The sequence below is a fragment of the Diaphorobacter caeni genome (assembly GCF_015354245.1).
GTDB classification, from domain to species: Bacteria; Pseudomonadota; Gammaproteobacteria; order Burkholderiales; family Burkholderiaceae_C; genus Diaphorobacter_A; species Diaphorobacter_A caeni.
This window is the reverse complement of the sequence record NZ_JADKYZ010000001.1, coordinates 173,071-199,467: the sequence shown is the minus strand read 5'-3', so window position 1 is coordinate 199,467 and position 26,397 is coordinate 173,071. Positions and strand designations below refer to the sequence as shown.

24 protein-coding genes are annotated in these 26,397 nt (G+C 62.7%); 13 read left to right on the top strand and 11 right to left on the bottom strand.

The window, feature by feature from the left end; genetic code table 11:
* Positions 1-20 precede the first annotated feature (20 nt).
* The 8 genes from ISG32_RS00930 (at position 21) to ISG32_RS00895 (ending at position 9,312) form a co-directional block, all read left to right on the top strand.
* Positions 21-809, top strand: a complete 789-nt coding sequence (locus ISG32_RS00930; RefSeq protein ID WP_194769151.1) for an ABC transporter ATP-binding protein — start codon at positions 21-23, stop codon at positions 807-809.
* Between the two features lie 17 nt (positions 810-826).
* Positions 827-1,756, top strand: coding sequence for a branched-chain amino acid ABC transporter permease (locus ISG32_RS00925; protein ID WP_194769150.1), 930 nt, complete (start codon positions 827-829; stop codon positions 1,754-1,756).
* Positions 1,757-1,866: 110 nt separating this feature from the next.
* On the top strand, positions 1,867-2,943 hold the full coding sequence (locus ISG32_RS00920) for a branched-chain amino acid ABC transporter permease (protein WP_194769149.1): 1,077 nt from the start codon (positions 1,867-1,869) through the stop codon (positions 2,941-2,943).
* 136 nt (positions 2,944-3,079) lie between these two features.
* Positions 3,080-4,327: an ABC transporter substrate-binding protein gene (locus tag ISG32_RS00915; RefSeq protein ID WP_194769686.1), complete on the top strand. Its 1,248-nt coding sequence runs from the start codon at positions 3,080-3,082 to the stop codon at positions 4,325-4,327.
* Between the two features lie 124 nt (positions 4,328-4,451).
* On the top strand, positions 4,452-5,732 hold the full coding sequence (locus ISG32_RS00910) for an ABC transporter substrate-binding protein (RefSeq protein WP_407645020.1): 1,281 nt from the start codon (positions 4,452-4,454) through the stop codon (positions 5,730-5,732).
* Positions 5,733-5,836: 104 nt separating this feature from the next.
* The gene (locus tag ISG32_RS00905; RefSeq protein WP_194769147.1) at positions 5,837-6,673 is read left to right on the top strand and encodes an ABC transporter ATP-binding protein; all 837 of its coding nucleotides are present in this window, start codon (positions 5,837-5,839) and stop codon (positions 6,671-6,673) included.
* 100 nt (positions 6,674-6,773) lie between these two features.
* A complete protein-coding gene (locus ISG32_RS00900) occupies positions 6,774-8,021 on the top strand; it encodes a phenylacetate--CoA ligase family protein (RefSeq protein WP_194769146.1) in 1,248 nt (415 codons plus the stop codon).
* Between the two features lie 301 nt (positions 8,022-8,322).
* Positions 8,323-9,312, top strand: a complete 990-nt coding sequence (locus ISG32_RS00895; protein ID WP_194769145.1) for a tripartite tricarboxylate transporter substrate-binding protein — start codon at positions 8,323-8,325, stop codon at positions 9,310-9,312.
* A 124-nt stretch (positions 9,313-9,436) separates the two neighbouring features.
* Here the strand turns inward: ISG32_RS00895 and ISG32_RS00890 are convergent, their stop codons facing one another.
* Entirely contained in the window at positions 9,437-9,775 is a 339-nt protein-coding gene (locus ISG32_RS00890) for a DUF1840 domain-containing protein (protein ID WP_194769144.1), read from the bottom strand.
* 16 nt (positions 9,776-9,791) lie between these two features.
* Entirely contained in the window at positions 9,792-11,120 is a 1,329-nt protein-coding gene (locus ISG32_RS00885) for a class I SAM-dependent methyltransferase (protein ID WP_194769143.1), read from the bottom strand.
* Between the two features lie 261 nt (positions 11,121-11,381).
* On the opposite strand from ISG32_RS00885, the gene ISG32_RS00880 reads away from it, so the two are divergent.
* Complete coding sequence (locus ISG32_RS00880) at positions 11,382-11,549, top strand: hypothetical protein (protein ID WP_194769142.1); 168 nt, start codon at positions 11,382-11,384, stop codon at positions 11,547-11,549.
* A 157-nt stretch (positions 11,550-11,706) separates the two neighbouring features.
* Here ISG32_RS00880 and ISG32_RS00875 read toward each other — a convergent pair whose 3' ends face one another.
* A complete protein-coding gene (locus tag ISG32_RS00875; RefSeq protein ID WP_194769141.1) occupies positions 11,707-12,372 on the bottom strand; it encodes a DNA-3-methyladenine glycosylase I in 666 nt (221 codons plus the stop codon).
* A 44-nt stretch (positions 12,373-12,416) separates the two neighbouring features.
* On the opposite strand from ISG32_RS00875, the gene ISG32_RS00870 reads away from it, so the two are divergent.
* Positions 12,417-13,577 (top strand): aminopeptidase, encoded by a 1,161-nt coding sequence (locus ISG32_RS00870; protein WP_194769140.1) that lies wholly within the window; start codon positions 12,417-12,419, stop codon positions 13,575-13,577.
* A 146-nt stretch (positions 13,578-13,723) separates the two neighbouring features.
* On the opposite strand, the gene ISG32_RS00865 is transcribed toward ISG32_RS00870, so the two are convergent.
* From ISG32_RS00865 to ISG32_RS00850, 4 genes are all read right to left on the bottom strand, one after another.
* A complete protein-coding gene (locus ISG32_RS00865) occupies positions 13,724-13,981 on the bottom strand; it encodes an acyl-CoA-binding protein (protein ID WP_194769139.1) in 258 nt (85 codons plus the stop codon).
* A 99-nt stretch (positions 13,982-14,080) separates the two neighbouring features.
* On the bottom strand, positions 14,081-15,193 hold the full coding sequence (locus tag ISG32_RS00860; protein ID WP_194769138.1) for a M14 family metallopeptidase: 1,113 nt from the start codon (positions 15,191-15,193) through the stop codon (positions 14,081-14,083).
* 309 nt (positions 15,194-15,502) lie between these two features.
* Positions 15,503-16,711, bottom strand: coding sequence for a M20 aminoacylase family protein (locus ISG32_RS00855; RefSeq protein ID WP_194769137.1), 1,209 nt, complete (start codon positions 16,709-16,711; stop codon positions 15,503-15,505).
* Between the two features lie 225 nt (positions 16,712-16,936).
* Positions 16,937-18,136, bottom strand: a complete 1,200-nt coding sequence (locus tag ISG32_RS00850; RefSeq protein ID WP_194769136.1) for an ABC transporter substrate-binding protein — start codon at positions 18,134-18,136, stop codon at positions 16,937-16,939.
* Between the two features lie 293 nt (positions 18,137-18,429).
* Here ISG32_RS00850 and ISG32_RS00845 point away from each other — a divergent pair, with 293 nt between their 5' ends.
* The 3 genes from ISG32_RS00845 (at position 18,430) to ISG32_RS00835 (ending at position 22,026) form a co-directional block, all read left to right on the top strand.
* A complete protein-coding gene (locus ISG32_RS00845) occupies positions 18,430-20,508 on the top strand; it encodes a molybdopterin-containing oxidoreductase family protein (RefSeq protein WP_194769135.1) in 2,079 nt (692 codons plus the stop codon).
* Between the two features lie 175 nt (positions 20,509-20,683).
* A complete protein-coding gene (locus ISG32_RS00840) occupies positions 20,684-21,271 on the top strand; it encodes a hypothetical protein (protein WP_194769134.1) in 588 nt (195 codons plus the stop codon).
* The gene (locus ISG32_RS00835; protein ID WP_194769133.1) at positions 21,253-22,026 is read left to right on the top strand and encodes a hypothetical protein; all 774 of its coding nucleotides are present in this window, start codon (positions 21,253-21,255) and stop codon (positions 22,024-22,026) included. Before ISG32_RS00840 ends, ISG32_RS00835 begins: the two co-directional genes overlap by 19 nt.
* 26 nt (positions 22,027-22,052) lie before the next feature.
* Here ISG32_RS00835 and ISG32_RS00830 read toward each other — a convergent pair whose 3' ends face one another.
* The 4 genes from ISG32_RS00830 to ISG32_RS00815 form a co-directional block, all read right to left on the bottom strand.
* Positions 22,053-23,024 (bottom strand): helix-turn-helix transcriptional regulator, encoded by a 972-nt coding sequence (locus ISG32_RS00830; protein ID WP_194769132.1) that lies wholly within the window; start codon positions 23,022-23,024, stop codon positions 22,053-22,055.
* Between the two features lie 200 nt (positions 23,025-23,224).
* The gene (locus ISG32_RS00825) at positions 23,225-24,208 is read right to left on the bottom strand and encodes a Bug family tripartite tricarboxylate transporter substrate binding protein (RefSeq protein ID WP_194769131.1); all 984 of its coding nucleotides are present in this window, start codon (positions 24,206-24,208) and stop codon (positions 23,225-23,227) included.
* Positions 24,209-24,285: 77 nt separating this feature from the next.
* Positions 24,286-25,296 (bottom strand): TraB/GumN family protein, encoded by a 1,011-nt coding sequence (locus ISG32_RS00820; protein ID WP_194769130.1) that lies wholly within the window; start codon positions 25,294-25,296, stop codon positions 24,286-24,288.
* A 23-nt stretch (positions 25,297-25,319) separates the two neighbouring features.
* A complete protein-coding gene (locus tag ISG32_RS00815; RefSeq protein ID WP_194769129.1) occupies positions 25,320-26,309 on the bottom strand; it encodes a fumarylacetoacetate hydrolase family protein in 990 nt (329 codons plus the stop codon).
* Positions 26,310-26,397 lie beyond the last annotated feature (88 nt).

Below are 26,397 nucleotides of genomic sequence, written 5' to 3'. Positions count from 1 at the left end.
ACACGAGGCAAGCACCCATCATGAGCAACGACAAGAAGATTGGCGATGTCATCCTCGACATCAAAAATATCAGCCTCAGATTCGGCGGCGTGAAGGCGCTCACCGATATCTCGTTCAACGTGAAGGAGCACGAAATCCGCTCCATCATCGGCCCGAATGGCGCAGGCAAGAGCTCCATGCTCAACTGCATCAACGGCGTGTATACGCCCAGCGAAGGCTCGATCACGTTCCGCGGCAAGACCTTCGATCACATGAACAGCCGCCAGGTCGCCGAGATGGGCGTGGCGCGCACGTTTCAGAACCTTGCGCTGTTCAAGGGCATGAGCGTGATCGACAACATCATGACTGGTCGCAATCTGAAGATCAAAAGCAACATGCTCCTTCAGGCCCTGCGCATCGGCCCTGCGGAGCGTGAAGAGATCAAGCACCGCGAGTTCGTCGAACACATCATCGACTTCCTTGAAATCCAAGCCTTCCGCAAAACGCCTGTGGGCCAGTTGCCCTACGGCCTGCAAAAGCGCGTGGACCTGGGACGTGCCCTCGCCATGGAGCCGCAAGTGCTGCTGCTCGACGAGCCGATGGCCGGCATGAACGTGGAAGAAAAGCAGGACATGTGCCGCTTCATTCTTGATGTGAATGACGAGTTCGGCACCACCATCGTGCTGATCGAGCATGACATGGGTGTGGTGATGGACATCTCGGACCGCGTGGTCGTGCTCGACTACGGCAAGAAGATCGGCGACGGCGCGCCCGATGAAGTGCGCAACAACGAAGACGTGATCCGCGCCTATCTGGGCACGAGCCACTGATCGGGGAGACATACGAAATGGCATTCTTTCTGGAAACCCTGTTCGGCGGCCTCATGGCGGGCATGCTGTATGCGCTGGTTGCGCTCGGCTTCGTGCTGATCTTCAAAGCGTCCGGTGTCTTCAACTTCGCGCAAGGTGCGATGGTGCTGTTCGCGGCGCTGGCGATGGCGCGTTTTGCGGAATGGATTCCGCAGTGGACCGGCATCGAAAACAAAATCTTCGCCAACGTGGTGGCCTTCATTCTGGCGGCGGTGGTGATGTTCATCTGCGCGTGGCTGATCGAGCGACTCGTGCTGCGCCATCTGGTGAATCAGGAGGCAGCCACGCTGCTGATGGCGACGCTCGGCATCACCTACTTTCTGGAAGGCGTCGGCCAGACGCTGTTCGGCAGCGAGATCTACAAGATCGACGTGGGCATGCCCAAGGACCCCGTGTTCCTGCTGGAGTCGGTGTTTGAAGGCGGCGTGATGGTCAATCAGGAAGACGTGATTGCCGCCGTGATCGCTGCCTGCTTGGTGGTGGCGCTGTCGATCTTCTTTCAGAAAACCAGCACCGGCCGCGCGCTGCGCGCCGTGGCCGACGACCACCAGGCCGCGCAATCCATCGGCATTCCGCTCAACCGTATCTGGGTGATCGTGTGGTGCGTGGCGGGTGTGGTGGCGCTGGTGGCGGGAATGATCTGGGGCTCCAAGCTCGGCGTGCAGTTCACGCTCACAACCGTTGCGCTGCGCGCGCTGCCGGTGGTGATTCTGGGCGGCCTTACATCAGTGCCCGGCGCCATCATCGGCGGCCTGATCATCGGCGTGGGCGAGAAGCTCTCCGAGGTGTATCTTGGCCCGTTTGTCGGCGGCGGTATTGAAATCTGGTTCGCCTATGTGCTGGCGCTGGTGTTCCTGCTGTTCCGTCCGCAAGGACTGTTCGGTGAAAAGATCATTGATCGCGTATGACATACGAGAGCAATCATTTTTCGAAGACGGCGCGCAGCACCATGGATGGATGCGCCCGCGTGCAAAAACATCGATCGCGTGTGAACGCATAACGATAAGGAGAAGCTCACATGTTCTATCGTGAGAACGGTCAGTTCAAAACCAGCTACCGCGCCGATCAGCAGATCTTCCCGATCCGGCAGGACAAGATCGCGATTTTGCTGCTCGTGGCGGCAGCGTTTCTGGTGGTGCCAATGTTCGCCACCGATTACTTCTATCTCGCCATTCTGACCCCGCTGGTCATCATGTCGCTGGCCGCGCTGGGGGTGAATATCCTTGTCGGCTACTGCGGGCAAATCTCGCTGGGCTCGGGCGCTTTCATGGCGGTGGGTGCGTACGGCGCGTACAACTTCATGGTGCGCGTGCCGGGCATGCCGCTGGTGGCGGCGCTGATTCTGGGCGGCTTGTGCGCCACGTTTTTCGGCATCCTGTTCGGTCTGCCCAGCCTGCGCGTGAAGGGCCTCTATCTGGCCGTTGCGACGCTGGCTGCGCAGTTCTTTGCCGACTGGATGTTCCTGCGCATCAAGTGGTTCACCAACGATTCGCCTTCGGGCTCGGTGTCGGTGGCTAACCTTGAACTGCTGGGCATGCCCATCCAGTCGCCCCAATCCAAATACCTGTTCTGCCTTGCGGTGCTGGTGGTGATTGCGCTGCTGGCCAAGAACCTTGTGCGCGGTGCCATCGGGCGCGAGTGGATGGCCATACGCGACATGGACGTGGCAGCCAGCGTGATCGGCATTCGCCCGATGTACGCCAAGCTCAGCGCGTTTGCGGTCAGCTCGTTCATCGTCGGTATGGCGGGCGCGCTGTGGGGCTTTGTGCACCTGGGCGCGTGGGAGCCTGCGGCGTTCTCGGTGGACATTTCGTTCAAGCTGCTGTTCATGGTGATCATCGGCGGCATGGGCTCCATCATGGGCAGCTTCTTCGGTGCGGCCTTCATCGTGGTGCTGCCGATCGTGCTGAATCTGGTGCTGCCCGCCATCGCAGGCGTGTTCGGCGTGCAGATTTCCACGGCGGGCATTTCGCACGCCGAGTTCATCATCTTTGGCGCGTTGATCGTCTGGTTCCTGATCGTGGAGCCGCACGGCATCGCCAAGCTGTGGTCCACCGGCAAACAAAAGATGCGCGTGTGGCCGTTCCCGCATTGAGGGTCAACACGATCCGCAACGCTTGAGACAACAGCAACCCATTTACTTCAAACCAATCCCCGAGGAGACAACCGTGAAGAAACTCACCCACATCGCACTGGCCGCCGCGCTGACTGCGGGCTTCGCCTCCAGCGCCATGGCACAAGCCAAGGAACAGTTCTTTCCGCAACTGACCTATCGCACCGGTGCTTATGCGGCCTACGGTATTCCATGGTCCAACGGCAAGGTGGACTACATCAAGATGATCAACGCGCGCGATGGCGGCGTGAACGGCGTGAAGCTCACGTTTGAAGAGTGCGAAACCGCCTACGCCACCGACCGCGGCGTGGAATGCTACGAGCGCCTGAAGACACGTCCCGGCGTGGCCGTGGTGGAACCTCTGGCCACCGGCATCACGTTTGCGCTGACCGAAAAAGCCCCCGTGGACAAGATCCCGCTGATGACGCAGGGCTACGGCCTGTCGATCTCGCAGGACGGCAATGCGTTCCAGTGGAACTTCCCATTTCTGGGCAGCTACTGGACCGGCGCGGACATCCTGATCCAGCATTTGGGCAAGCAGGCTGGCGGCCTCGACAAGCTCAAGGGCAAGAAGATCGCTTACGTTTATCACGACAGCCCGTTCGGCAAGGATGCCATTCCGCTGCTGGAAAAACGCGCGCAGATGCACGGCTTCACGCTGCAATTGATGCCCGTGACCGCGCCCGGCGTGGAGCAGAAATCCACCTGGCTGCAAGTGCGCCAGAACCGTCCTGACTACCTGCTGCTGTGGGGCTGGGGCGTGATGAATTCCACCGCGCTGAAGGAAGCGCAAGCCACCGGTTTCCCGCGCGAGAAGATGTACAGCGTGTGGTGGGGCGGCACCGAGCCTGCAGTGCGTGACGTTGCCGATGGTGCGAAGGGCTTCAACGCGCTCTCGCTGTATGGCCACGGCACGGCATCCAAGGTGATGCAGGACATCCTCAAGCACGTGCACGACGCCAAGCAAGGCACCGGCCCCAAGGACGAAGTGGGCAGCGTGCTCTACGTGCATGGCGTGATCACACAGATGCTGGCGATCGAGGCCGTGCGCATTGCACAAGAGAAATTCGGCAAGGGCCAAGTCATGACCGGCGAGCAAGTGCGCTGGGGCATGGAGAACCTCAAGCTGGATGCCGCCCGCCTCAAGGAACTGGGCTTTGACGGCGTGATGCAGCCGATGTCCACCAGCTGCTCCAATCACATGGGCTCCAGCGCCGCACGCGTTTATGCGTGGGATGGCAAGGATTGGAAGTACACATCCGACTGGTATCAAGCCGACGCCAAGGTGCTTGATCCACTCGTGAAGGAGCATGGCGACAAGTACCTGGCGGAAAAGAAGATCACCCGCCGTAGCGATTGCAAGTAAGCACAGCACAGAGCACCCCGACATGACCGGTGCAACGCCACAAGCGTCGCGCCTGTCATGTCACCGCAGCGTTCCACATCACCAACCGGAGACAAGCATGAAACTCACTCGTTTGACAGCCACCATGACGCTCGCCCTCGCAGGGCTGGGCGCCGCCGCCAGCGCAGCCGCGCAGGCACAGGAGCAGTTCGTTCCGCTGCTCTCATACCGCACCGGCCAGTTCGCGCCGCTCGGTATTCCGTGGGGGGACGGCAAGCTTGATTACATCAAGCTCGTCAATGCCAAAGGTGGCGTCAACGGCGTGAAGCTCTCTTATGAAGAGTGCGAAACCGCCTACGACACCAGCCGTGGCGTGGAGTGCTATGAGCGTCTGAAGGGCAAGGGAAGCGGCGCTGCAGGCTTTGACACGCAGTCCACCGGCATCACCTTCGCGGTGACCGAAAAGGCGCCGATCGACAAGATCTCGGTGGTCACGCCGGGCTACGGCCTGTCGCAATCGGTGGACGGCAAAGTGTTCGAGTGGAATTTCCCGCTGCTCGGCACCTACTGGACCGCTGCAGACTCGATCGTGCAGGACATCCTGAAGAAGGAAAAGGGCAGCCTCAAGGGCAAGAAGATTGCGCTCGTCTACCACGACTCGCCGTACGGCAAGGAACCCATTCCGCTGCTGCAAAAGCGCGCTGAAAAAGAAGGCTTTGCGCTCACGCTGCTGCCGGTTACCGCACCGGGTGTGGAGCAAAAATCGGCCTGGCTGCAAGTGCGCCAGCTCCGCCCGGACTACGTGATTCTGTGGTCTGCCGGCGTGATGACTCCCACCGCCATCCGCGAAGCGCAAGCCACCGGTTTTGCGCGCGAAAAGATGTACGCCGTGTGGTGGGCTGGCTCCGACCATGACGTGAAGGACATCGACGGCGCCAAGGGCTACAACACCGTCACCATCCACAACACCGCCGAGCGCGACAAGGTGCACGACGAAGTCAAGGCTATGCTCTACGACAAGGGCCAAGGCGCGGCGGGCAATGCCAAGGAACTGGGTGCCATCGCGCACACACGCGGCATGATGATTGCCATGCTGCAGGTGGAAGGCATTCGCGCTGCGCAAGAAAAATACGGCAAGGGCAAGGTCATGACACCCGAGCAAATCCGCTGGGGCATGGAGAACCTGAACCTCACGCAAGAGCGCCTCAACGAACTGGGCTTCGGCAAGATCCTGCGCCCGTTCAAGACCAGCTGCGAGAACCACATCGGCGCCGACTGGGCACGCATTGCGCAGTGGAACGGAAGCAAGTGGGTCGTGACCTCTGACTGGTACCAGGCCGACAAGTCCCTCATCGATCCGCTGGTGAAGGACTTCGCCGACAGGTACGCCAAGGACAAGAACATCAAGGTCCGCTCCTGCAACTGAGCGTCGCCGAGTTCCCGGGCTGTCTGCACTCACACGCCGTGCGGCCAGTCCGGGGCCCGCAACGCCTTTAGCCACACTTCCGATGACGATTGATTGCTGAAACCATGACCGATATTTCCAACACCACTGCCACCTCTTCAGCCGCGCCCGTGCTCGTGGTCAACGGCATCGAAGTCATCTACAACCACGTCATTCTGGTGCTCAAGGGCGTGTCGCTGCAGTTGCCTGAAAAAGGCATCGTCGCGCTGCTCGGTGGCAACGGCGCGGGCAAGACGACGACGCTGCGCGCCATCTCCAACCTGCTCAAGGGCGAGCGCGGAGAAGTCACCAAGGGCACCATCGAATTGCGCGGTGAGCGCATCGAAAACCTCTCACCCGCCGATCTGGTCAAGCGCGGCGTGGTGCAGGTGATGGAGGGGCGGCATTGCTTTGCCCACCTCACCATCGAAGAAAACCTCATGACCGGCAGCTACACCCGCACCAACAAGGCGGAGATCGCAGCCAATCTGGAAAAGGTCTACAACTATTTTCCGCGCCTGAAAACGCGCCGCACCAGCCAGGCCGCCTACACATCGGGCGGTGAGCAGCAGATGTGTGCCATCGGCCGCGCGCTGATGAGCAACCCGAACATCGTGTTGCTGGATGAGCCCTCCATGGGCCTTGCCCCGCAGATCGTCGAAGAGGTCTTCAACATCGTGAAGGACCTCAACAGCAAGGAGGGCACCACCTTCCTGCTGGCCGAGCAGAACACCAACATGGCGCTGAAATATGCCGACTACGGCTACATCATGGAAAGCGGTCGCGTGGTGATGGACGGCGTCGCCAGCGACCTCGCCAACAACGAAGACGTCAAGGAGTTCTACCTTGGCATGGGCGGCGGCGAGCGCAAGTCCTTCAAGGACGTGAAGAGCTACAAGCGCCGCAAGCGCTGGCTGGCTTGAAGCCGCCAGAAGCGAAGTTCAGAGCGCCGTTTTCAGACCCCATAAAAACATCACCCAACTCGGGCGGCTTTCACACGCCCGAAAGCCCCAGGAACCTGTCATGACGTCCTTCTACGATGCACTGGAAACCCGCGATCCCAAGGATCGTGAAGCGGCTTTGATGGCCGCGCTGCCCGCGCAGATCGCCAACGCGCAGCAGCACTCGAAGGCCTTCGCGGAGATTCTCGCGGGCGTGGATGCCGCTTCGGTGACGAGCCGCGAGGCGCTCGCCCAACTGCCCGTCACGCGCAAATACGAACTGCTCGAGCGCCAGCAGAAGGAGCGCGCGAGCGATCCCATCGGCGGCTTCAGCACCCTGCAGTTCGGAGCGCGGATGCCGCGCGTCTTCGCCAGCCCCGGCACCATCTACGAGCCCGAGGGCACCAAGAAGGATTACTGGCGCATGGCGCGCGCCATGTACGCCGCAGGCTTTCGCGAGGGCGAGCTCATTCACAACAGCTTCAGCTACCACTTCGTGCCCGCCGGCTCGATGATGGAAACGGGCGCACATGCGCTTGGCTGCACCGTGTTTCCCGGCGGCACGGGCCAGACCGAGCAGCAGGTGCAGGCGATGGCCGAACTCAAACCCGCTGGCTACATCGGCACGCCGAGCTTCCTGAAGATCATCATCGAAAAAGCCTCAGAACAAGGCGTGAAACTCGACAGCGTGACCAAGGCGCTGGTTTCCGGCGAAGCGTTCCCTCCTTCTCTGCGCGACTGGATGGCCGAACGCGGCGTGGTGGGCTACCAGTGCTATGCCACCGCCGATTTGGGCCTGATCGCCTATGAAACTTCAGCGCGTGAAGGACTGGTGCTTGATGAAGGCGTGATTGTCGAAATCGTGCGCCCCGGCACGGGCGACCCCGTGGCCGAAGGTGAAGTGGGTGAACTCGTCATCACCACATTGAACAGCGACTATCCTCTGATCCGTTTCGGCACCGGCGACCTCTCGGCCGTGCTGCCCGGTCCCTGCCCCACGGGTCGCACCAACACCCGCATCAAGGGCTGGATGGGCCGAGCCGATCAGACCACCAAGGTGCGCGGCATGTTCGTGCATCCGGGCCAGGTCGCGGCCGTCGCCAAGCGCTTCCCACAGATCACCAAGTCGCGCCTTGTCGTGAGCGGCGAAATGGCCAACGACCAGATGACGCTCTTCGTCGAGACCACCGAAACCGCGCCGGGCTTCGCAGAGCAGGTGGCCGAGGTGCTGCGCGAGGTGACCAAGCTGCGCGGCGAGATCCAGATGGTCACGCCCGGCAGCCTGCCCAACGACGGCAAGGTGATCGAGGACGCGCGCAGCTACAAGTGATACGCACCGCCACTGCGGTTTCGCGACACGAACCTCCCAAGCCTCGGGAGGTTTTTTTTCATGCATCATGTCCCCGTGCGATGGACAGGCATTCGAACTTCAACCATGGTCAATTCAATTGACTATCAGAGAAAAATTACATCAAATTGACAACCACCATAGATATGGAGCTTTCTTGTAAACGAATCGCTGCCTCAACCCATTTAAGTCAAGGGCGTTTGCGCTTACTTCTCAGTGGTTTCCTTAATGTCACCCACGGCAATCTTTTTTTACCATTGCGCCCTCTTTCAATAGGAACATCATGAAGACAACTTTCAAGTTCGCCGTAGCCGCTGCTGCCGTGTTCGCCGCCTTTGGCGCATCCGCCGAAGGCTACCCCGAAAAGGGAAAGACGATCACCATCGTGGTTCCATTCACGGCTGGCGGTCCGACCGACCGCGTGGCGCGTGATCTGGCAGAAGCGCTGCGCAAGCCGCTGAACGGCGCGACCATCGTCATCGACAACACCGCTGGCGCAGGCAGCTCCATCGGCATGGCCAAGGTGGCGCGTGCGACCCCCGATGGCTACACCCTGCTGCTGAACCACATCGGCATGGCCACCGTGCCGGGCCTGTATCGCAAGCTGCCGTTCAACGTGGAAAAGGACTTCGAGTACATGGGCATCATCAATGATGTGCCGATGACTCTGATCGGCAAGCCCACGCTGCCCGCCAACAACTACAAGGAACTGAGCACCTGGATCGCCGCCAACAAGGGCAAGATCAATCTGGCCAACGCCGGCGTGGGCTCTGCCTCGCACCTGTGCGGCCTGCTGTTCCAAAGCCAGCTGCAGACCGACATGACGCCCGTTCCCTACAAGGGTGCGGCCCCCGCGATCGCCGATCTGATGGGCAATCAGGTCGACCTGCTGTGCGACCAGACCACCAACACGACGCAGCAGATCGCCGGCAAGAAGGTCAAGGCCTACGCCGTGACCACGCCCAAGCGTCTGACCACGCCCGATCTGAAGGACCTGCCAACGCTGCAGGAATCGGGTCTCAAGGGCTTTGAAGTGACGATCTGGCACGGCCTGTACGCACCCAAGGGAACGCCCGCCGCCGTGATCAAGACGGTGAACGACGCGCTGAAGGTCGCGCTGAAGGACCCGACCTTCGTGAAGAACGAAGAGGCTCTGGGCGCCGTGATCGCCAATGACGACCGCCTGACCCCCGAAGGTCACAAGAAGTTCGTGATCAGCGAAATCAACAAGTGGGGCCCGATCATCAAGGCCGCCGGTGCCTATGCAGACTGATTGATCCGAGCCGCAGTGGCTGACCGAGCCTGGTGTCGGTCAGCCCGCTGCGGCAAGTCAAAGAAAAAGCGGTGGACTCGAAAGAGCCCACCGCTTTTTTGCGTGTGCCGCAAGAACGAGGCGTTTACCAGACCACGTCGTTGTTCTCGGCGGCGCTGCGGCGCAGCATGTCGATGAAGGGCACTGCGCGCTGGCGCAGGCCGATGACCTCGCCTTCATTGACCTGCTGGTCTTCCTCGTTGGTGCTCGCGTAGTCGGGGGCCTTGTCGCTTTCCTTGCGACCGAGGTTTTCTTCGGCATCCACCGCTGCCTCCAGAGCCGCGATGGCACCGGGAATCTGCGCCACGGTCACGATGCCGTGGGCATCTGCAGGGTCCTTGCCGATGATCGGCAGAATCTGGCGAGCCGTGGGCTCCAGCATGATGAGATCGGCTGTGGAACGGGATTTGAATTTGTAGAGCATCGCGGCGTCGCTTCGTTCAGGGAGTTGCAGAGAGAGGTGTCGGTGATGGCTTCTCGGACGGTGTGTCTGCGGCCGCCTCGCGCGGCGCATACATGTAGTCACGGGTGAAAGGATAAACCGATTGGGCTCCAGTCATCGTTCCGGTCTGTAAATCGCCACTGGGGCGCGTCGCAAGCATCTGGTGCAGCGCGATCCAGCCGCGCTCGAAACCGATGGCGCTGCCCGCCAGATACAGCCGATAGGCCCGCAGCGCCTTGCCGCCCTTGTCCTCGCCGTACTGCCGGTTCAGGATGGCGGTCGCCTCGTCGAGGCGGGCCTCCAGCGCATCGGACCAGGCCCAGAGCGTCTTCGCGTAATGCGGGCGCAGATTTTCGGTATCCACCATCTCCAGCCCGCCGAGCGCCATGTCGCGCTGCACCGTGCTCACATGCAGCAGTTCGCCGCCGGGGAAGATGTAGCGCTCGATGAAGTCGCCCATGCCCGCGCCGAGCTGGGAGTTGTCCACTCCGCCCGCCGTGATGCCATGGTTCATCAGCAGGCCACCCGGGCGCAGCAGACCGTGCACGGTCTGGAAGTAGCGCACCATCTGGGCGCGGCCCACGTGCTCGAACATGCCGACCGACGCGATCTTGTCAAAGAGCTCGTCGGTCTTGAGCTCCCGGTAGTCGACGAGCTTCATGCGCACCCTGCCCGCAAGACCGCGCTCCTCGATGAGCCGCTGTACATGGGCGAACTGGTTCTTGGAAAGCGTGATGCCGGTCGCGTCCACGCCGTAGTGCTCGGCCGCCCACAGCAGCAGCCCGCCCCAGCCCGCGCCGATGTCGAGAAAACGCTCGCCGCGCTGCAGATGGAGCTTGCGGCAGATGTGATCGAGCTTGGCTTCCTGCGCCATCGCAAGACTCAGATCCTGCGTGCGGTAGTAGGCACAGGAATACACGCGGCGCGGATCGAGCCACAGCGCGTAGAAATCGTCGGAAAGGTCATAGTGGAACTGGATGTTGCGCGCATCGTGCAGCACGGTGTGCGCGGCCATCGAGCGGGTCCGCTGGACCACGCGGTGCCACCAGCCGCCCGTCTCGCTGGTCGGGTCGAACTTGAGCAGCGACGTGGCGACCGTCATCAGGTGCCGCATGCTGCCCTCGATGGCCACGCGGCCCTCGACGATGGCCGCCCCCACGTTGCCGATCTCCCCCATGGCCAAGGCCACCATGGACAATCGGTCCTTGAACCCCAGCCGCACCTCAGGGTCCACGGCTCCCAGGCGCTTTCCATCGGGAAGCTGCACCTGCACGCTGACGGGTGACGCTGCAAGACTGAGCTCGAGCGACTTCATCAAGTCCTTCACACCGGCTCCTTGTGAAAAATTCAACGTCGTTGATTTTTTGCCCTCGAGCGAGCAATAGTCAATGGACTTTGTCTTACAGGGCGGACCGCCTTTTTCCGACGCGGACGTACATGCGCATGTCATGCGCCGATGTGCGCTTCATGCGTCAAAAATCTGTCAAAGCGGGGCAAAAACACCCCAGAAAAACCCGATTCAGACCATCCTCCTCGCAAATATGGCCTAATAGCGGGTTTAGTGGATTTTTCTTTAGAGGAGCCAATCATGGGCAACAAGATCGTTACCGAAGCAGACCGCAAGCGCGCGCCCCGTCCAACACCTATGCCCGGCATGCCTGTGGCGACCGCCGGTCGCGGCCAGCGCGTGAGCCTGGAGCGCGGCGTGTCGACACGCAGCAAGAAGAACCCTGGCAAGCGTCCGCACCAAGGTTGATCCGCAAGGGTCTCTTTCATTCGCTTTGCGACCCGCGCTTCAACCCGCTTGAACCGCGACGCACTGCGGATGGAAGGCTGAACCGCTGAACTGCTGGTTCTCTTTTCTCCCGTCTTTCTCTCCCTCTTCCGCTGCACCCCGCAGATTTCCGGAAGCTCTAGCTGCGCTGCGGTACCTTGAACCGGCTGCGCGCCTCAGCCGCCGCTTTGTGCACGTGGCAACCGTCGATATGGTCGTTGACCAGCCCCATGGCCTGCATGAAGGCGTACATCGTGGTCGGCCCGACAAAACTCCATCCCCGCTTCTTGAGATCCTTGGACAAGGCCAGTGATGCCTGCGTCGCCGTGATCGCGCGCACCGCGTCATAGGTGTTCACCTTGGGTCGGTCCAGCCCCGCCTGCGGCTCGTAGCCCCAGACATAGGCCCCGAGCGAACCGAATTCCCGGCGCAGTTCGATCACCCGCCGGGCATTGTTGATGGTCGACTCGATCTTGCCGCGATGGCGCACGATGCCCGCGTCCGCCAGCAGCCGCGCGATGTCCTTCTCATCGAAGCGCGACAGTTCCTCCGCCTCGAAATTCGCGAACCCCGACCGGAAGGACTCTCGCTTCTTGAGAATGGTGATCCAGCTCAGCCCCGCCTGGAACCCTTCGAGACAAAGCTTCTCGAACAAGCGCCGCTCGTCATCCACGGGGAAGCCCCATTCGTGGTCGTGATAATGCTTGTACAAAGGCGAGGCGTCGCACCAGAAACAGCGCGCATGGCCGCTGTCATCGGTGAAAAGCCCCGCCACTGGTTCATGAGTGTGTTTGGTGTCGGCCATCGGCGCATTGTGCCGTGAAATCCGGAAATACTGTATATCCATCCATGAAAAAATCTGTTTTGTGGGTTCTGTCGCTGCTCGCCGCGTCGGCGCTCGGCGGCTGCGCGTCCTCGTCGGACGACAGCACCGTCGGTTACTACTGGCAGTCTTTTCGCGGGCACATGGGCATCATGGGCGCGGCCAAGCCCGTGCAGGACTGGATCGACGATCCCAGCCTGAAACCCGCGCTGCGCGACCGTCTGGCGCTGGCCCAGCGCGCACGCCAGTTCGCCATCGACGCCCTCGCCCTGCCCGACAACGCCAGCTACCGCCGCTACGCCCAACTGGGCCGCACCGCCGCCGTCTGGAACGTGGTGGGCGCGCCGCCCTATTCGCTCAAGCTGCACACTTGGTGCTTTCCGGTGACGGGCTGCATTGGCTACCGCGGCTACTTCGCCGAGGCCGACGCCAAGGCCGAATCCGAGCGCCTCGCGCGGTCGGGACAGGAGGTCAGCGTCTACCCCGTGCCAGCGTATTCCACACTCGGCTATTCCAACTGGCTCGGCGGCGACCCACTGCTCAACACCTTCATCGGCTGGCCCGAGGGCGACTTCGTGCGCCTGCTGTTCCATGAGCTCGCGCATCAGGTGGTCTATGCCGAGGGAGACACCGCGTTCAACGAGTCGTACGCCACCGCCGTGGAACGCCTTGGCGTGGAAAAGTGGCTGAGCGAGCATTCCAGCACCAAGGCAAAAGCCGAATTCGCCATCAGCGAAAAGCGCCGCGCCGAATTCCGCACCCTCACCCGCGACGCCCGCGCCGCGCTCGCGCAGGTCTACGACAACGGCAACCCCGACACCGCCGAGGGAAGCGCTCGCCTGGAGGCGGAAAAACAGCGCGCCATGCAGTCTTTTCACGAAGCCTACGCACGACAGCGCGAGCGCTGGATCACCGAAGACAAGGTCAAGCCAGACCAGCTCACCAACCTGGACCGCTGGGTCCGAGAAGCCAACAACGCCGCCTTCGGAGCGCAGGGAGCCTACGACGATCTCGTGCCAGCGTTCATCGCGCTGTTCGAACAGCAAGGGCAAGACTGGCGCAAGTTTCATGCGGCAGTCAAAACACTCGCAGAGCAGCCCAAGAAAGAGCGACAAACGGCGCTCAACGCACTGATGCAATCCCCACAACCCCAGACAGCGGCCTCCGCAGAGCCCACAGGCCGCTGATCTCCCACCCCAACGGCAAGAAAGCCCTTCAGGCCAGGCGTCTCACGCGCAGACGGTACTCCCGTACGGCAAGCGTGAGCACCGACGCATGAAGGGCTTCATTGCCGCGCCCGCCGGGGCAGCGAGCACAACAAACAAACAAAAACTCAACCGCGCAGGGATTCGATGAGGTCGATGTATTGCTGCTTGGCTTCGTCGTTGGTGGTGTCCTTGAGCTTCTCCCACGCATCCCACTTCGCGCGCCCCACGATGTCGGAGAAGCTCGGCTTCTTCTCCTCGTTGTCGCCCACCGTGGCCTGCTTGTACAGCGCGTAGATCTTCAGCAGCGTTGGATTGTCGGGGCGCTCGGTCAGCAGCTTGGAGTTGGCGACGGCGGTTTCGAAAGTGGCGTTCAGATCGGACATGGCTGGTTGTCTCCGCAAAAAGATCGATCAATCAAAGGAAAACTGAAAATCAGTCGTGCGCCAGTGTAGCCAAAAATTCGAACGATCGTGCTTTTTATTTCAGTACTCGCTCGCGAGCCCATCCACCGCCTGGAACATCGCCTGCCTCGCCTGACTGATGACCTGTCCCTTCCAGCCATCCGATTCATCAAAGAAAGCCGCCCGCATCTGCGCGTGGATCTGCTGCGCAAGGCCCGCATCCACGTCGGCATCATCGGCATGCAGATGCAGCCATTGATCGGCGCGCAGGGCCTGCAGCACTTGCACCGCGGGGATGGTGCCGAACTCCAGCGTCAGGCCGGTGAACTCCGCCTGCGGGCATTCCTCATGGATGGCGCCGTGCATCTGCCCGGTCAGCGCGGCCGAGGCCGAATCCCCGTCGCCCGCCACCGTCACCGGCGTGGCGCCGCCTCCGCTCCACCAATCGATCGCGCGCTGCATGTCGGCCGCCTCATTGCGGCCCGAATAGATGCGCTCGCAGAAACCAAAGGGCCCCAGTCCCGTGTGCAGATCCAGCCAGGCGATGCGCGACGCACTGCCACCGTAACTCCGCAGGATGGAGCGCAGCGTCAGATGGCTCCAGGTCGGCTCGCGGCCGCCGTAGAACAGCCCGTCGGGCCTCTGGTACTGCCCCCGGCTGATGATGGCCTGGAGCGCCGCTTCGCCGCGCTCGGACACCAGTTTGCCAAGCGCCATCTCGTTCTGCAGCGCGGGCGGCCATTGCGCCGGCAGCAGGATGGGGTGCAGCTCGTCATACGCGGGATTGGCGGGCAGCGGCTGGCTGAAATCGATGAAGTTGCGGTTCAGGTCCACGTTTTCATGCGTCACCCGCCGCAGAAATGAAAAACCATGTGGATTGAGCGCATGCACATACAGCACCGCAATGCCACGCGCCCGCGCCTTCTCGCGCCACTCGTCGTCATGCAGCGCAAACACCTGCACGCCGCTGCCGCACAGCCCCTCCACTCCATGACAGCCGCTGCTCACGATCAGCAGCCGCTTTGCATCCATATCCCCATCAAGCGCCACATCGACCGAGAGTTCCTCGCCCTCGCGCCCCTTGAGCGGATGCGGATACTGCTTGAGCGACAGCCCCGCCGACGCCACCCCGGCAATGAAGCGCGCCCGCGCAAGCGCGTAACGATCGGCGAAAGCGTCGGGAATGGGGATCATGAAGAATGCTCCAGTGAGATCAGCGCAATGATGAGCCTCAACGATGTAAGCCGCATGGCAAGACATCACCAAGGACTTCCCTTGGAAGGACCTCCCCCTGTCTTCAAGCAGCGGGCCGGCGAAACAGGCAGTGCCGTCGACCCACCACAACGCAGAGAAAGGCTTTCAGGCCAGGCGTCGAAGGCGCAGACAGTACTTTGGTATGGCACGGCTTCGCAACGACGCATGAAAGCCTTTATCTGCGCCCCCGCACGACCCACCCATCGCTGCCGAAGGCAGCGTGGAGTCGTTTGAACACGAAAAACAGAATCAGCGAACGGTAGGATCAGCCAGCCACTGCTGGGCAAGCTCCACCCAATAAGTCGCCCCCAAAGGAATCAAATCATCGTTGAAGTCATAGCTCGGGTTGTGCAGGGTGCACGGGCCCGCGCCGTGCCCCATCTCGCGGTGCGTTCCATCGCCGTTGGCGATGAAGCAATACGCGCCGGGCTTCTCCATGAGCATGAACGAAAAGTCTTCCGCCCCCATGGTCGGCTCCTGCTCGCGCACGCTGGCCTCGCCGACGATGCCGCTCATCACCTTGCGTGCGAAGTCGGCCTCGGCGGGGGAGTTGATCGTGGGCGGGTAGTTGCGGTTGAGCTCGAACTCGCAGGTCGCGTCGAACGCCGCGCAGATGTTGTCCGCCACCTGACGCATGCGGGATTCCAGCAGATCGAGCACCTCGATGCTGAAGGTGCGCACCGTTCCCTGCAGCTCACACGAGTCGGGCACGACGTTGTTGGCCTCGCCCGCATGGATCATGGTGACGGAGATGACACCCGCTTCAATCGGCTTCTTGTTGCGGCTGATGATGTTCTGAAAGGCCTGCACCATCTGCGCGGCGATGGGCACCGGGTCGATGCCCATGTGCGGCATGGCGGCATGGCTGCCCTTGCCGTGGATGGTGATGGTGAAGTCGTTGCTCGACGCCATGACCGGGCCGGGGCTCACCGCGAAGCAGCCGGCCGGCATGCCGGGCCAGTTGTGCATGCCGAACACCGCCTGCATCGGGAACTGCTCGAACAGGCCGTCCTTGATCATCTCGCGCGCGCCCCCTCCGCCCTCTTCGGCCGGTTGGAAGATCAGATAGACGGTGCCGTCGAAATTGCGGTGCTGCGAAAAATACTGCGCCGCCGCGAGCAGCATGGCCGTGTGGCCATCGTGACCGCAGGCGTGCATCTTGCCGGTGTGCTTGCTCGCGTGCGCGAAAGTGTTGAACTCCTGCATCGGCAGCGCGTCGATGTCGGCGCGCAGGCCGATGGCGCGGCCGTTCGCGCCGCCGTCTCGGCCCTTGACGATGCCGACCACGCCGGTCTTGCCCAAGCCGCGATGGATCGGAATACCCCATTCCGTGAGCTTGGCGGCCACCAGATCGGCCGTGCGCACTTCTTCAAAACACAGTTCGGGATGAGCGTGGATGTCGCGGCGCACGGCCGCGATGGACGCCGCCTGGGCGACGATCGAATCGATGACTTTCATATGCTGGCTTCCTTTGGGCCCGATCCACCGCGAAGCCGGCCCCGTGCGGCGCGGTCGCTTGCTGCGCGCGCCGCCCGACGGATGACTCGAAGGAGGTCAGGCGCTGGTCGAGAGGACAGTCTAGCCCGCGCGCCAAACCCGCGCCATCGGGTTCCTACCGCCCCGGCGCGGGCCGGGGGAATTCGCGCGCGGCGCCCCTCAAAAGCCCAGCCGCGCTCGGCGAGGTTACACGCGCACCTTGCCGTCGCCCGTGAGCATCGACAGCTCCACAAAGCGCGCCTTCGCCCCCTGCGGCTGGAACGCCACCGGAAAGCCCGCGACCTGCTGACCGTTCAGCCCGTCGAGCGCCGCCACCAGCGATTCCCGCGTGAGCTTGCCATTGGCGGCCGCACGGCGCAGGCCTTCCGAGAAGATGCGCGCCGCGAGAAAGCCTTCCATCGCCGAGTAGTTCGGCTGCAGGTTCTTGCCGCTCTTGCCGAGCACCGCCAGAAACTCGCGGGTCACCGGGTGCGTGGTCTTGAAGGGCGACGGCACGACCTGCGTCACCACCACACCCTCGGCCTCCTTGCCCAGAGCGTTCGACAGCGCCGAGGTACCGACGAACGAAACGTTGTAGAACTGGCCGCCATAACCGGCAGCGCGCGCCTCGCGCACGAAACCGGCGCTTGCCGAATAGGTGGTCACCTGCACGATCACATCGGGCTTCTGGGCCACCAGTTTCTGCACCGCGCCCTTCACATCGGCGGAATTGCGCTCGACGGTGGCCGTCGCGACCGGACTCAGGCCATGCAGCGCAAGCGCCTCGTTCACGCCCTCCAGGCCCGACTGCCCATAGCCATCGTTCTGGTAGAACACCGCGATCTTCTTGAGCCCAAGGCCGATGAGCTGACGCACCATCAGCGCCGTCTCGTCGGCGTAGGAAGCGCGCACGTTGAACACCAGATGGCGCAGATTCGGCTGGCGCAGCACCTGCGATCCCGTGAGCGGCGCAAACAGCGGAATCTTCTCCTGCTGCAGCAGCGGCAGCGCGGCCACGCTGGTCGGCGTGCCGAGATAGCCGAACAGCGCGAACGCTTCGTCCTTGATGAAGCGCTGGGTGTTGGCAGCGCAGCGCTCGGGCTCGTAGCCGTCGTCGAGCACGCGCAGGCGCACTTCTCGGCCGTTGATGCCGCCACGCGCATTCAGATCTTCAAAACACAGCAGCGCGCCCTGGCTGTATTGAACCCCCAGTTCGCCGGAGAAACCGCTCAGCGCACAGGATTGGCCGAGCACGATGGCCCCGGCATCCTGCGCCCGCGCCAAGGGCGCCAGTCCTGTCGCGGCCACCGCCGCAACGGACGCCACAAACTGCCTGCGGCCGACATGGGCCGAACCGGCCACCACAGGCTTCAAACCCAAAGAAGCCACCTTATTGCTTTGAAACATCGTCATCCCCTGCGTAAAAACCCAGTTCATACCGACAACGCCCTCCCAGTCCCCAAGCGCACGCCGTGGCAGCGGGGAGCGGCCATCGACCGCCCGCAAACACCGTGAAAAGAAACGCGCTAGAGTGCTCTGGAACGCAATATGCCCAGTGAGATTTCAAAAAACCACAGGTGTAAAACGCCAGATTGACTGTTATCAGAGAACGTGTAGATATTTAACAAATTGTCAAAAATCTAACCGTTTTTCCAAACAACAGTAAGCATTCACCCACCATTTTTGTGTCGACCTGAAACATGCAGTATCACAACAACACAACCCATCACGTCAGCGCCGTGAAAGGTGCCTGCCCTCATGACTGCCCCGACACCTGCGCGCTGATCACCACCGTGATCGACGGCGTCGCCACCAAAGTGAGCGGCAATGCCGACCACCTCTTCACCGGCGGTGTGCTCTGCGCCAAGGTCAGCAAATACACCGAACGCACCTATCACGCCGAGCGCGTGCTGAAGCCGCTCAAGCGCGTGGGTCCCAAGGGTGGCGGTCAGTTCGTCGAAGTGACGTGGGACGAAGCGCTGACCGACATCGCCACCCGCCTGCACCGCATCGCCACGCACGCGCCCGAGGCCGTGCTGCCCTACAGCTACGCGGGCACCATGGGCATGGTGCAGGGCGAGAGCATGGACCGGCGTTTCTTTCATCAGCTCGGCGCGTCGCTGCTCGACCGCACCATCTGCTCTTCCGCAGGCGGAGAGGCGCTGCTGCACACCTACGGCGGCAAGCTCGGCATGCGGGTGGAGTTCTTCGCCGAGAGCCGGCTGATCCTCATCTGGGGCAGCAACAGCATCGGCAGCAACCTGCATTTCTGGCGCTTCGCCCAGGAGGCCAAGCGCAACGGCGCGCGCCTCGTCTGCATCGATCCGCGCAAGAGCGAAACCGCCGACAAGTGCCACGAGCACCTTCATCTGCTGCCGGGCACCGACGCCGCGCTGGCTCTCGCGCTGATGCACGAGCTCATCACGAACGACTGGCTCGACCACGACTACATCGCGCGCCACACGCTGGGCTGGGAAGAACTCAAGGAGCGCGCACTGCAATGGCCGCCCGAGCGCGCCGCCGAAGTCTGCGGCCTGCCCGTCGAGCAGATCCGCCAGCTCGCGCGCGACTACGGCACCACGCCGCAGGCCGCGATCCGCGTGAACTACGGCGTGCAGCGCGCACGCGGCGGTGGCAACGCGATCCGCGCGATCGCCTGCCTGCCAGCGCTGGTCGGCGCGTGGCGGCACCGCGCGGGCGGACTGCTGCTGTCGTCGTCGGGCATCTATCCATTCAGGCGCGCCGACCTGCAGCGCCCCGACCTGCTCGGCAAGCGCCGCCCGCGCACCATCAACATGAGCACCATCGGCGACGCGCTGCTGCACCCGGGCGCTGCGGATTTCGGCCCCCGGGTCGAGGCCATCGTGGTCTACAACAGCAACCCCGTCGCCGTCGCACCCGAGTCGCACAAGGTCGCAAAGGGCTTTGCGCGCGACGACCTGTTCACCGTCGTGCTTGAGCACTTCATGACCGACACCGCCGACCTCGCCGACTACGTGCTGCCCGCCACCACGCAGCTCGAGCACTGGGACATCCACGGCAGCTACGGCCACTCCGACGTGCTGCTCAACCGCCCCGCCATCGCGCCGGAAGGCGAGGCACGCAGCAACGCGCGCATCTTCCGCGACCTGGCCAAGCGGATGGCGGTGCTCGATCCCGCCTTCGCCGCACCGCATTTCCAGGACGACGACGAGGCCCTGTGCCGCGCCGCCGTTGCCGGAACGAATGTGGATTTCGACCAGCTGCTAGTGCACGGCTTCGCGAGTCTGGCCGTGCCCGAGGCGCCGTTCGCCGACGGCGGCTTCCAGACCCCATCAGGCAAGTGCGAGTTCACGAGCGCAAGCCTCGCCGCACTGGGCGTCAACCCGCTGCCCGATCACATCCCCAACTACGAACTGCCGAACGCCGACGCGCGCTATCCGCTCGCGATGATCTCCCCGCCCGCGCGCAACTTTCTCAACTCCACCTTCGTGAACGTGAAGAGCCTGCGCAACAGCGAAGGCCGTCCGCTGCTGGAGATGCACCCCGACGATGCAGCATCGCGCGCAATTGCCGACGGCGATCTGCTGCGCGTACACAACGCTCGCGGCGAACATGTCTGCCACGCCAGCATCAACGGCCGCGCACGCAAGGGCGTGGTCGTGGGTCTTGGCATCTGGTGGCGCAAGAACGGAGAGAACGGCACCAACGTGAACGAACTCACCCACCAGCAGCTCACCGACATCGGCCGCGGGCCGTGTTTTTATGACTGCGCGGTCGAGGTCGAAAAGATGGCGTGAGCCCTGACCTCGGGCGCCTCTTCTGTTCTTCTGGCCGCATGACGCCGTGGCAAGAAGAGGCCCGCGCCGTCCGCAATGATGCATTTGCATCATTTTGTTTTTTCGCCGCGATCCTTAACGTGCTGTCCATACCCATCACGACCCTTGCGGTCAACGGATTTCCAAGGACAGCCTCATGCGATACACCACATCCGCGCCCACACGTTCGCTCGCGCTTGCAGCCACCCTTTTTCTCGCGCTGGGCTTGCCCGGTTGCGGCGGTGGCTCGGACTCCTCCAGCACCACGACCAGCGGCGGCAGTTCCAGCGGAGGCGGCTCCAGCAGCGCTTGCAACTACACCGATCTGGTCACCTCCTCCGAACGCGCTCAGGCGAACAGCTGCGGCATTCAGGTCTCGGGGGCCTATGGCAATGCCGATGCCCATCTCGGCCAAGTGATCGCCGCATGCAAGCAGGGCAAGAAGGCGGAAGCCGACGCCCACTACGAAAACGTATACAAAAAGGCCGTGCAATATGCACGCGACAACGCGAAAACTCTGAACTGCGGCGGCAACAACGGCCCAACGCTTCCCAACCCTTCAACCCAAAGCTACTACAACATGTGCGGCAAGGTGAGCAACTCTCAGCGCGTCGGACTGTGCTACGGGCCCCTGTTCAAGGACCAAGGCGGTTGCGGATCGAGCCAGGGCTTCACCTACATCAGTCAGCACTCCTCCGAGAGCGCATGCGTATCCGCGCGCACGTCATGGCTCAACTCCAAGTGATCCATCAGTTGAGGCTGGCCGGAGTGGCCGCCGGCGTGCTGTGGATCGCGGCAGGAGTGATCTCGCAAGCGACCGATGCGCCAAGCCCGAGTCAGACGGCAGCCCACGACTTCTCGGCAGCCCCGCACCCGGGACGCTTGGCACGCGCCGTCCCCGGCGACGGATTGACCGCGACGGATGAAACACGCGCTGCGTCCTTCGAGAGTGAGCAAGCGATGGCGTCGTGGAACCATCTGCTTCAACACTCGGGATTGGATACGCGGTGGCTGCAGTCCCATGGATTCACTCCCGGCAGCGAGGCTTTCCATCGCTTGCACGCACTGCTCAATGGACACACGGCCGTGCGGGGAACAAATGCGATACCGATTGCCTTTGGCCCGCAGGGGGGCATCGCGGAGTCGGTGCCCGGCAGGACTCCCGTGCTGTCACCCCATGAGCGCTACGTGGATGCGCACCTGCCAATCGAGGCGCTGAACGGCGATTCCGTCTTGCTGCGCTGGCGCAATGCAAGCGACAACACATTGCTCAACCTGAGTTCCCAAAGCCTGCCATCCGAAGTCGGTGGCACCGTGCCACTGTGGATGCACTTGACCGACGACTGGAGTCCCGGTCGCTACCGCGTGGAAGTTCTTTCAGCCAACGGCGCATTGAATCTGCTGGCCGAAGGTGAGTTCGAGATCGCGGCGCCAGGCGGCCACCTCACACCGTTTGCCTACGAAGCGAGCGCGCCCGCCATGCCTGCGACGCTGCAATGACGTGACGTGGCATGACGCCAAAAGCCTCACTCGGCAAGCCGCAGTGCCTCGATCAGCGCCACCACATGGCTTACACCCAGCTTGTCATAGACAGAGCGAATCTGGTTGCGCACCGTGGTCGGCGCACTTCCCAGCGTTTTCGCAATTTCTTTGTGCGTCAGCCCTTTGGCCACCATTTGCGCGACGACAAACTCTCTGGGCGCCAGATCATCCACCGCACAGCGCTTCCGACAACGCAGCCACAGCAACCCGTGCTCAGTCCGCAGGTTCAATACATGGTCCCGCCCGGCAAAGCGCGGCAGACCTTGCTGAACGCTCGCCATCAACGCACTGGGAAGTCGGGGGCCTCGCCACCCTTGCCACTCCGTGCGCAGTGCGTGTTCGAACACCGAATCCATGTGATGGACCATTCCGCGTGCATCCGCCATGGCGGTACCGATGGCGGCGCTCGGGGAGCCGTGAGCGCTTTGCGCGAGATGCGCCAGTCGATTCAGCGACAGTGCCTGCTGCACATGTGGAGCAAGAGTCTCGAGCGAGCGCCGCTCATGCTCCAGACATGGCGCCGAGGCACTGGCGCGAAACAGAGTGATCCAGTGCGTGAGTTGCGTGCGCGCGTCCCGGTTGCTGCAAATGAAGAAGTGCGCCTGATCGAAGCGCTTTCCATAGTCACGCAGCGGTTGCTGCTGCTTGTCCGAAAACCAGGTGTCCCGATCGAACGCCAGCGCCTCGTTGAAGCGTCCAGCAGCCTCACTGCCTGCCGTATCAAGATGCTTGACCTCTTCGTACCCGGCAAGCATTTCGGCTGGCTGCCGATGCAGATGAATAGCGTGAATATCAATGCCGCGACGCGTCATGGTGGCCGAGCCCCACATGGCGGAGTCGAACGGCAGCACCTGCTTGACCAGCGCCAGTGCCGAATCCTGAAACAGGTCAATCGGCTGCTCGTGCGCAAGGCGGTAGAGCCGCAAAAGTACGTCGTTGTGATCTGTATGGGCCATGCGAGGCGGCGAAATGAACCAAGGATGGCGTCATTGTTCATTCTCCATTGGCCGTGGAAATCGGACAAAGCCTCATTGACTAATTTGTAATTAAATGCAAGAGTTTTGAGAATTCTCTTCATTTTCAGGCCGACGGCGCGATGGCTACGCGCGCCACCCAAAGGGCCACCGCCGCAACGACGCGGCGGTGGCTTCGAAACTCAGTCCAGCTTCACACCCGTGGCCTTGATGATCGGCCCCCAGCGCTTGGCCTCGGCGCGGGCCATGGCGTGGAACTGTTCGGGCGTGCCCGCGAGCGATTCCATGCCGTAGTCCTGCAGACGCTTGACCACGTCGGGCGAGGCCAGCGCCTTGTTGAGTTCGGTGTTGAGCCGCTTGGTGATGTCGGCGGGAAGCCCGGCCGGCGCGAGCATTCCCTGGAAGGCGTAGACCTCGCTGTCCTTCACGCCGACCTCGGCGAGCGTGGGAACGTCGGGCAGGAGCGGCGCGCGTTTGGCCGAGCCGATGGCAAGCGCCTTCACCTTGCCGGACTGGATCACCGACAAGCCCGCCGCGAGGTCGAGGAACATGCAGGGCACCTGCCCGCCCATGACGTCCTGCACGGCGGGCGCCGCGCCCCGATACGGGATGTGGGTGAGAAAGGTCCTGGTGCGGAACTTGAACATCTCCATCGCAAGGTGATGCGGCGATCCGTTGCCCGGCGAGGCGTAGTTGACCTTGCCGGGATTGGCGCGCACGTAGGCGAGGAAATCGCTGAAGGACTGGCCTTCCTTGAAGTTCGGATTGACCACCAGCACGAGCGGAAAGCGCGTGAGCCCGCCGACGTAGGTGAAGTCCTTTTCGGGGTGAAAGGGCAGCTTGCTGAACAGATACTCGTTGTAGGCGAGCACGGCGTTGTCGGCCGAGAGCACGGTGTAGCCATCGGGCTTGGCCGTGGCCACCAGTTGGGCTCCGATGTTGGTTGATGCGCCGGGCCGGTTGTCCACGACGATCTGCTGACCGAGCGTCGGCCGCATGGCCTCGGCGACCGCGCGCGCCAGCACGTCGGTGCCACCGCCCGCCGGATAGGGCACGACCCAGCGGATGGGTTGATGCGGATAGGCCGCCTGCGCGTGCACCCAAGGGGTCGCCATGGATGCGCCTGCGATGGCAAGGGCTTGTTGGAGCAGGTTTCTGCGTTGCATTTTTCTTGTCTCCTGGTTGTCGAGGATTCGATCTCTGGATTCTTTGTTATCTTGTCTGTGTACTGGCTGCACTCAGCTCATTCGCCGTTCGCCGCCTTGACCCGCGCCGCCGCGAACTCCACCCGCGTCACGGTGAAGCCCTGCTTTCTGAGCAATGCGGGCAGGCCTTTTTCGCCGACCATGTGCAATGCGCCGACGGCGGAAAACAGCCTTTTCCCGGACGCGATTTCCTTGACCATTTCCCGCGCGATGCCGGGGTTGCGGCCTTCGACCATGCGTTGATGCTCGCGCAGCTCCGCCGCCGTGTTCACACACCCGCACCACTGTGCGTAGCTTTCCAGCAGTCCCATGCGGCCATCGGACCACGCGTGCGCCAGCGTGCTCATCACCGCCGAAGCGTCCTCGCGCTCAAGCTGATCGAGGCCGGCACTGACCGTCTCCACGACCTTCTCGGGGTCTTCAGAAACCAGCTCACGGATCTGCGTGTCCACGGACTCCAGAGCGAGCACCGGCTTGCCCATGCCCGTGGCCATCCCCGCCAGCATGAGGTCGATGCCGTAGTTGGGATCCAGCCCTTCGCGCCTTGCAATCATCGAGGCCAGCGTCAGCACCTGCGCGTCCGGGCGCAGCGCGTTCACCTCCGCATCAAGGCATTCGCGTCGCTTCAATCGGTCAAGGCGAGACTGCAGCGCCTGCGGCAGTGGCTTCACTCCCGGCCTGGCCTGCATGGCCGACATGAGCGCCTCCAGCACCTTGGGATCCAGTATGTTGAGCTCCAGCGCCAGCGCGTCGGAGTCCCGCAATGCCTTCATCACCGTGGGCCCTGGCACCAACCAGCCCTGCTTGGCCACGTGGATCGTGCCGTAGAGCCAGCTTGTGCGGCCGTTCTTGTCCACACGCCACAGCAGGCCACGGTCGCGCGCGGTGCGCATCTGCGCCTGCAGCATCGCCGTGTCGGGCATCTGAGCCACGGGCGGGCAACTGGGGGCCGCGCCGGATGCCGGGTCCTGCGCATGCACCGCACTGACCGCCAAGGGAAACAGCGCGGCGATCAGCAGCGCTTTGAGTTGTCTGATCGTTGCGCGCATGCGTTGCGGACTTTCGGGAAAAATCAGGTTGCGGCCGGATCGGCGATCGCCTGCTCGATGGCCCCGAACAGGCTCTGGCCCGCCTTGTTCTTCATCTCGATGCGGATGGTGTCGCCGAACTTCATGAACTCGGTCTTGGGCTTGCCGTCCTGGATGGTTTCGATGCAGCGCTTCTCGGCGATGCAGGAGTAGCCCTTGGACCAGTCCTTGTTGCTCACCGTGCCACTGCCGACGATGGAGCCGGCGCGCACGTTGCGCGTCTTGCAGATGTGGGCGATGAGCTGGCCGAAGTGGAAGGTCATCTCCGGCCCCGCCTCGCACATGCCCACGCGGCGGCCGTTCCATGTGGATTGCAGCGTGAGGTTGACGCGGCCCTTGTCCCATGCGTCGCCGAGCTCGTCGAGCGTGATCGCGACCGGGCTGAACGCCGTGGCGGGCTTGCTCTGGAAGAAGCCGAAACCCTTTGCCAGCTCCGCCGGAATCAGGTTGCGCAGGCTCACGTCGTTGGCGAGCATCATCAGGCGGATGCCGTCGAGCGCCTGCTCGGGCGTCGCGCCCATCTTCACGTCGCCGGTGACCACGGCGATCTCGGCCTCGAAGTCAATGCCCATGGCCTCGCTCGGCACCGCCACGTCGTCGCACGGGCCGATGAAGTCGTCACTGCCGCCCTGGTACATCAGCGGGTCGATGTAGAAGCTCTCGGGCACCTCGGCTCCGCGCGCCTTGCGCACCAGCTCCACATGGTTGATGTAGGCCGAACCATCCGCCCACTGGTAGGCCCGCGGCAGCGGTGCCATGCACTGCATGGGATCAAAAGGAAACGCATGGCGGCCGCGCCCCGCATTGAGCTGGTCATACAGATCCTGAAGCTGCGGCGAGAGAAAGTTCCAGTCGTCAAGCACCTGCTGCAGGCGGTCGGCGATGCCGGTCGCATAATGCGCCTGGCCCAGATCCCGGGAGACCACGATCAGCTGGCCGTCACGCGAACCGTCTTTGTAGGTGGCAAGTTTCATGGCGGCGGATGTCCTCGATCCTTCCACAAATCGCGCCAAACATGCGCAGCATGAATTACGATTTGCGAAATTGATTCAACAAAAAAGA

Bases quoted from the DNA above. Each gene is read 5' to 3' on its own strand.
- ISG32_RS00930 (WP_194769151.1), top strand. From the start codon at position 21: ATGAGCAACGACAAGAAGATTGGCGATGTCATCCTCGACATCAAAAAT.
- ISG32_RS00925 (WP_194769150.1), top strand. From the start codon at position 827: ATGGCATTCTTTCTGGAAACCCTGTTCGGCGGCCTCATGGCGGGCATG.
- ISG32_RS00920 (WP_194769149.1), top strand. From the start codon at position 1,867: ATGTTCTATCGTGAGAACGGTCAGTTCAAAACCAGCTACCGCGCCGAT.
- ISG32_RS00915 (WP_194769686.1), top strand. From the start codon at position 3,080: ATGGCACAAGCCAAGGAACAGTTCTTTCCGCAACTGACCTATCGCACC.
- ISG32_RS00910 (WP_407645020.1), top strand. From the start codon at position 4,452: ATGACGCTCGCCCTCGCAGGGCTGGGCGCCGCCGCCAGCGCAGCCGCG.
- ISG32_RS00905 (WP_194769147.1), top strand. From the start codon at position 5,837: ATGACCGATATTTCCAACACCACTGCCACCTCTTCAGCCGCGCCCGTG.
- ISG32_RS00900 (WP_194769146.1), top strand. From the start codon at position 6,774: ATGACGTCCTTCTACGATGCACTGGAAACCCGCGATCCCAAGGATCGT.
- ISG32_RS00895 (WP_194769145.1), top strand. From the start codon at position 8,323: ATGAAGACAACTTTCAAGTTCGCCGTAGCCGCTGCTGCCGTGTTCGCC.
- ISG32_RS00890 (WP_194769144.1), bottom strand. From the start codon at position 9,775: ATGCTCTACAAATTCAAATCCCGTTCCACAGCCGATCTCATCATGCTG.
- ISG32_RS00880 (WP_194769142.1), top strand. From the start codon at position 11,382: ATGGGCAACAAGATCGTTACCGAAGCAGACCGCAAGCGCGCGCCCCGT.
- ISG32_RS00875 (WP_194769141.1), bottom strand. From the start codon at position 12,372: ATGGCCGACACCAAACACACTCATGAACCAGTGGCGGGGCTTTTCACC.
- ISG32_RS00870 (WP_194769140.1), top strand. From the start codon at position 12,417: ATGAAAAAATCTGTTTTGTGGGTTCTGTCGCTGCTCGCCGCGTCGGCG.
- ISG32_RS00865 (WP_194769139.1), bottom strand. From the start codon at position 13,981: ATGTCCGATCTGAACGCCACTTTCGAAACCGCCGTCGCCAACTCCAAG.
- ISG32_RS00860 (WP_194769138.1), bottom strand. From the start codon at position 15,193: ATGATCCCCATTCCCGACGCTTTCGCCGATCGTTACGCGCTTGCGCGG.
- ISG32_RS00855 (WP_194769137.1), bottom strand. From the start codon at position 16,711: ATGAAAGTCATCGATTCGATCGTCGCCCAGGCGGCGTCCATCGCGGCC.
- ISG32_RS00850 (WP_194769136.1), bottom strand. From the start codon at position 18,136: ATGTTTCAAAGCAATAAGGTGGCTTCTTTGGGTTTGAAGCCTGTGGTG.
- ISG32_RS00845 (WP_194769135.1), top strand. From the start codon at position 18,430: ATGCAGTATCACAACAACACAACCCATCACGTCAGCGCCGTGAAAGGT.
- ISG32_RS00840 (WP_194769134.1), top strand. From the start codon at position 20,684: ATGCGATACACCACATCCGCGCCCACACGTTCGCTCGCGCTTGCAGCC.
- ISG32_RS00835 (WP_194769133.1), top strand. From the start codon at position 21,253: ATGGCTCAACTCCAAGTGATCCATCAGTTGAGGCTGGCCGGAGTGGCC.
- ISG32_RS00830 (WP_194769132.1), bottom strand. From the start codon at position 23,024: ATGGCCCATACAGATCACAACGACGTACTTTTGCGGCTCTACCGCCTT.
- ISG32_RS00825 (WP_194769131.1), bottom strand. From the start codon at position 24,208: ATGCAACGCAGAAACCTGCTCCAACAAGCCCTTGCCATCGCAGGCGCA.
- ISG32_RS00820 (WP_194769130.1), bottom strand. From the start codon at position 25,296: ATGCGCGCAACGATCAGACAACTCAAAGCGCTGCTGATCGCCGCGCTG.
- ISG32_RS00815 (WP_194769129.1), bottom strand. From the start codon at position 26,309: ATGAAACTTGCCACCTACAAAGACGGTTCGCGTGACGGCCAGCTGATC.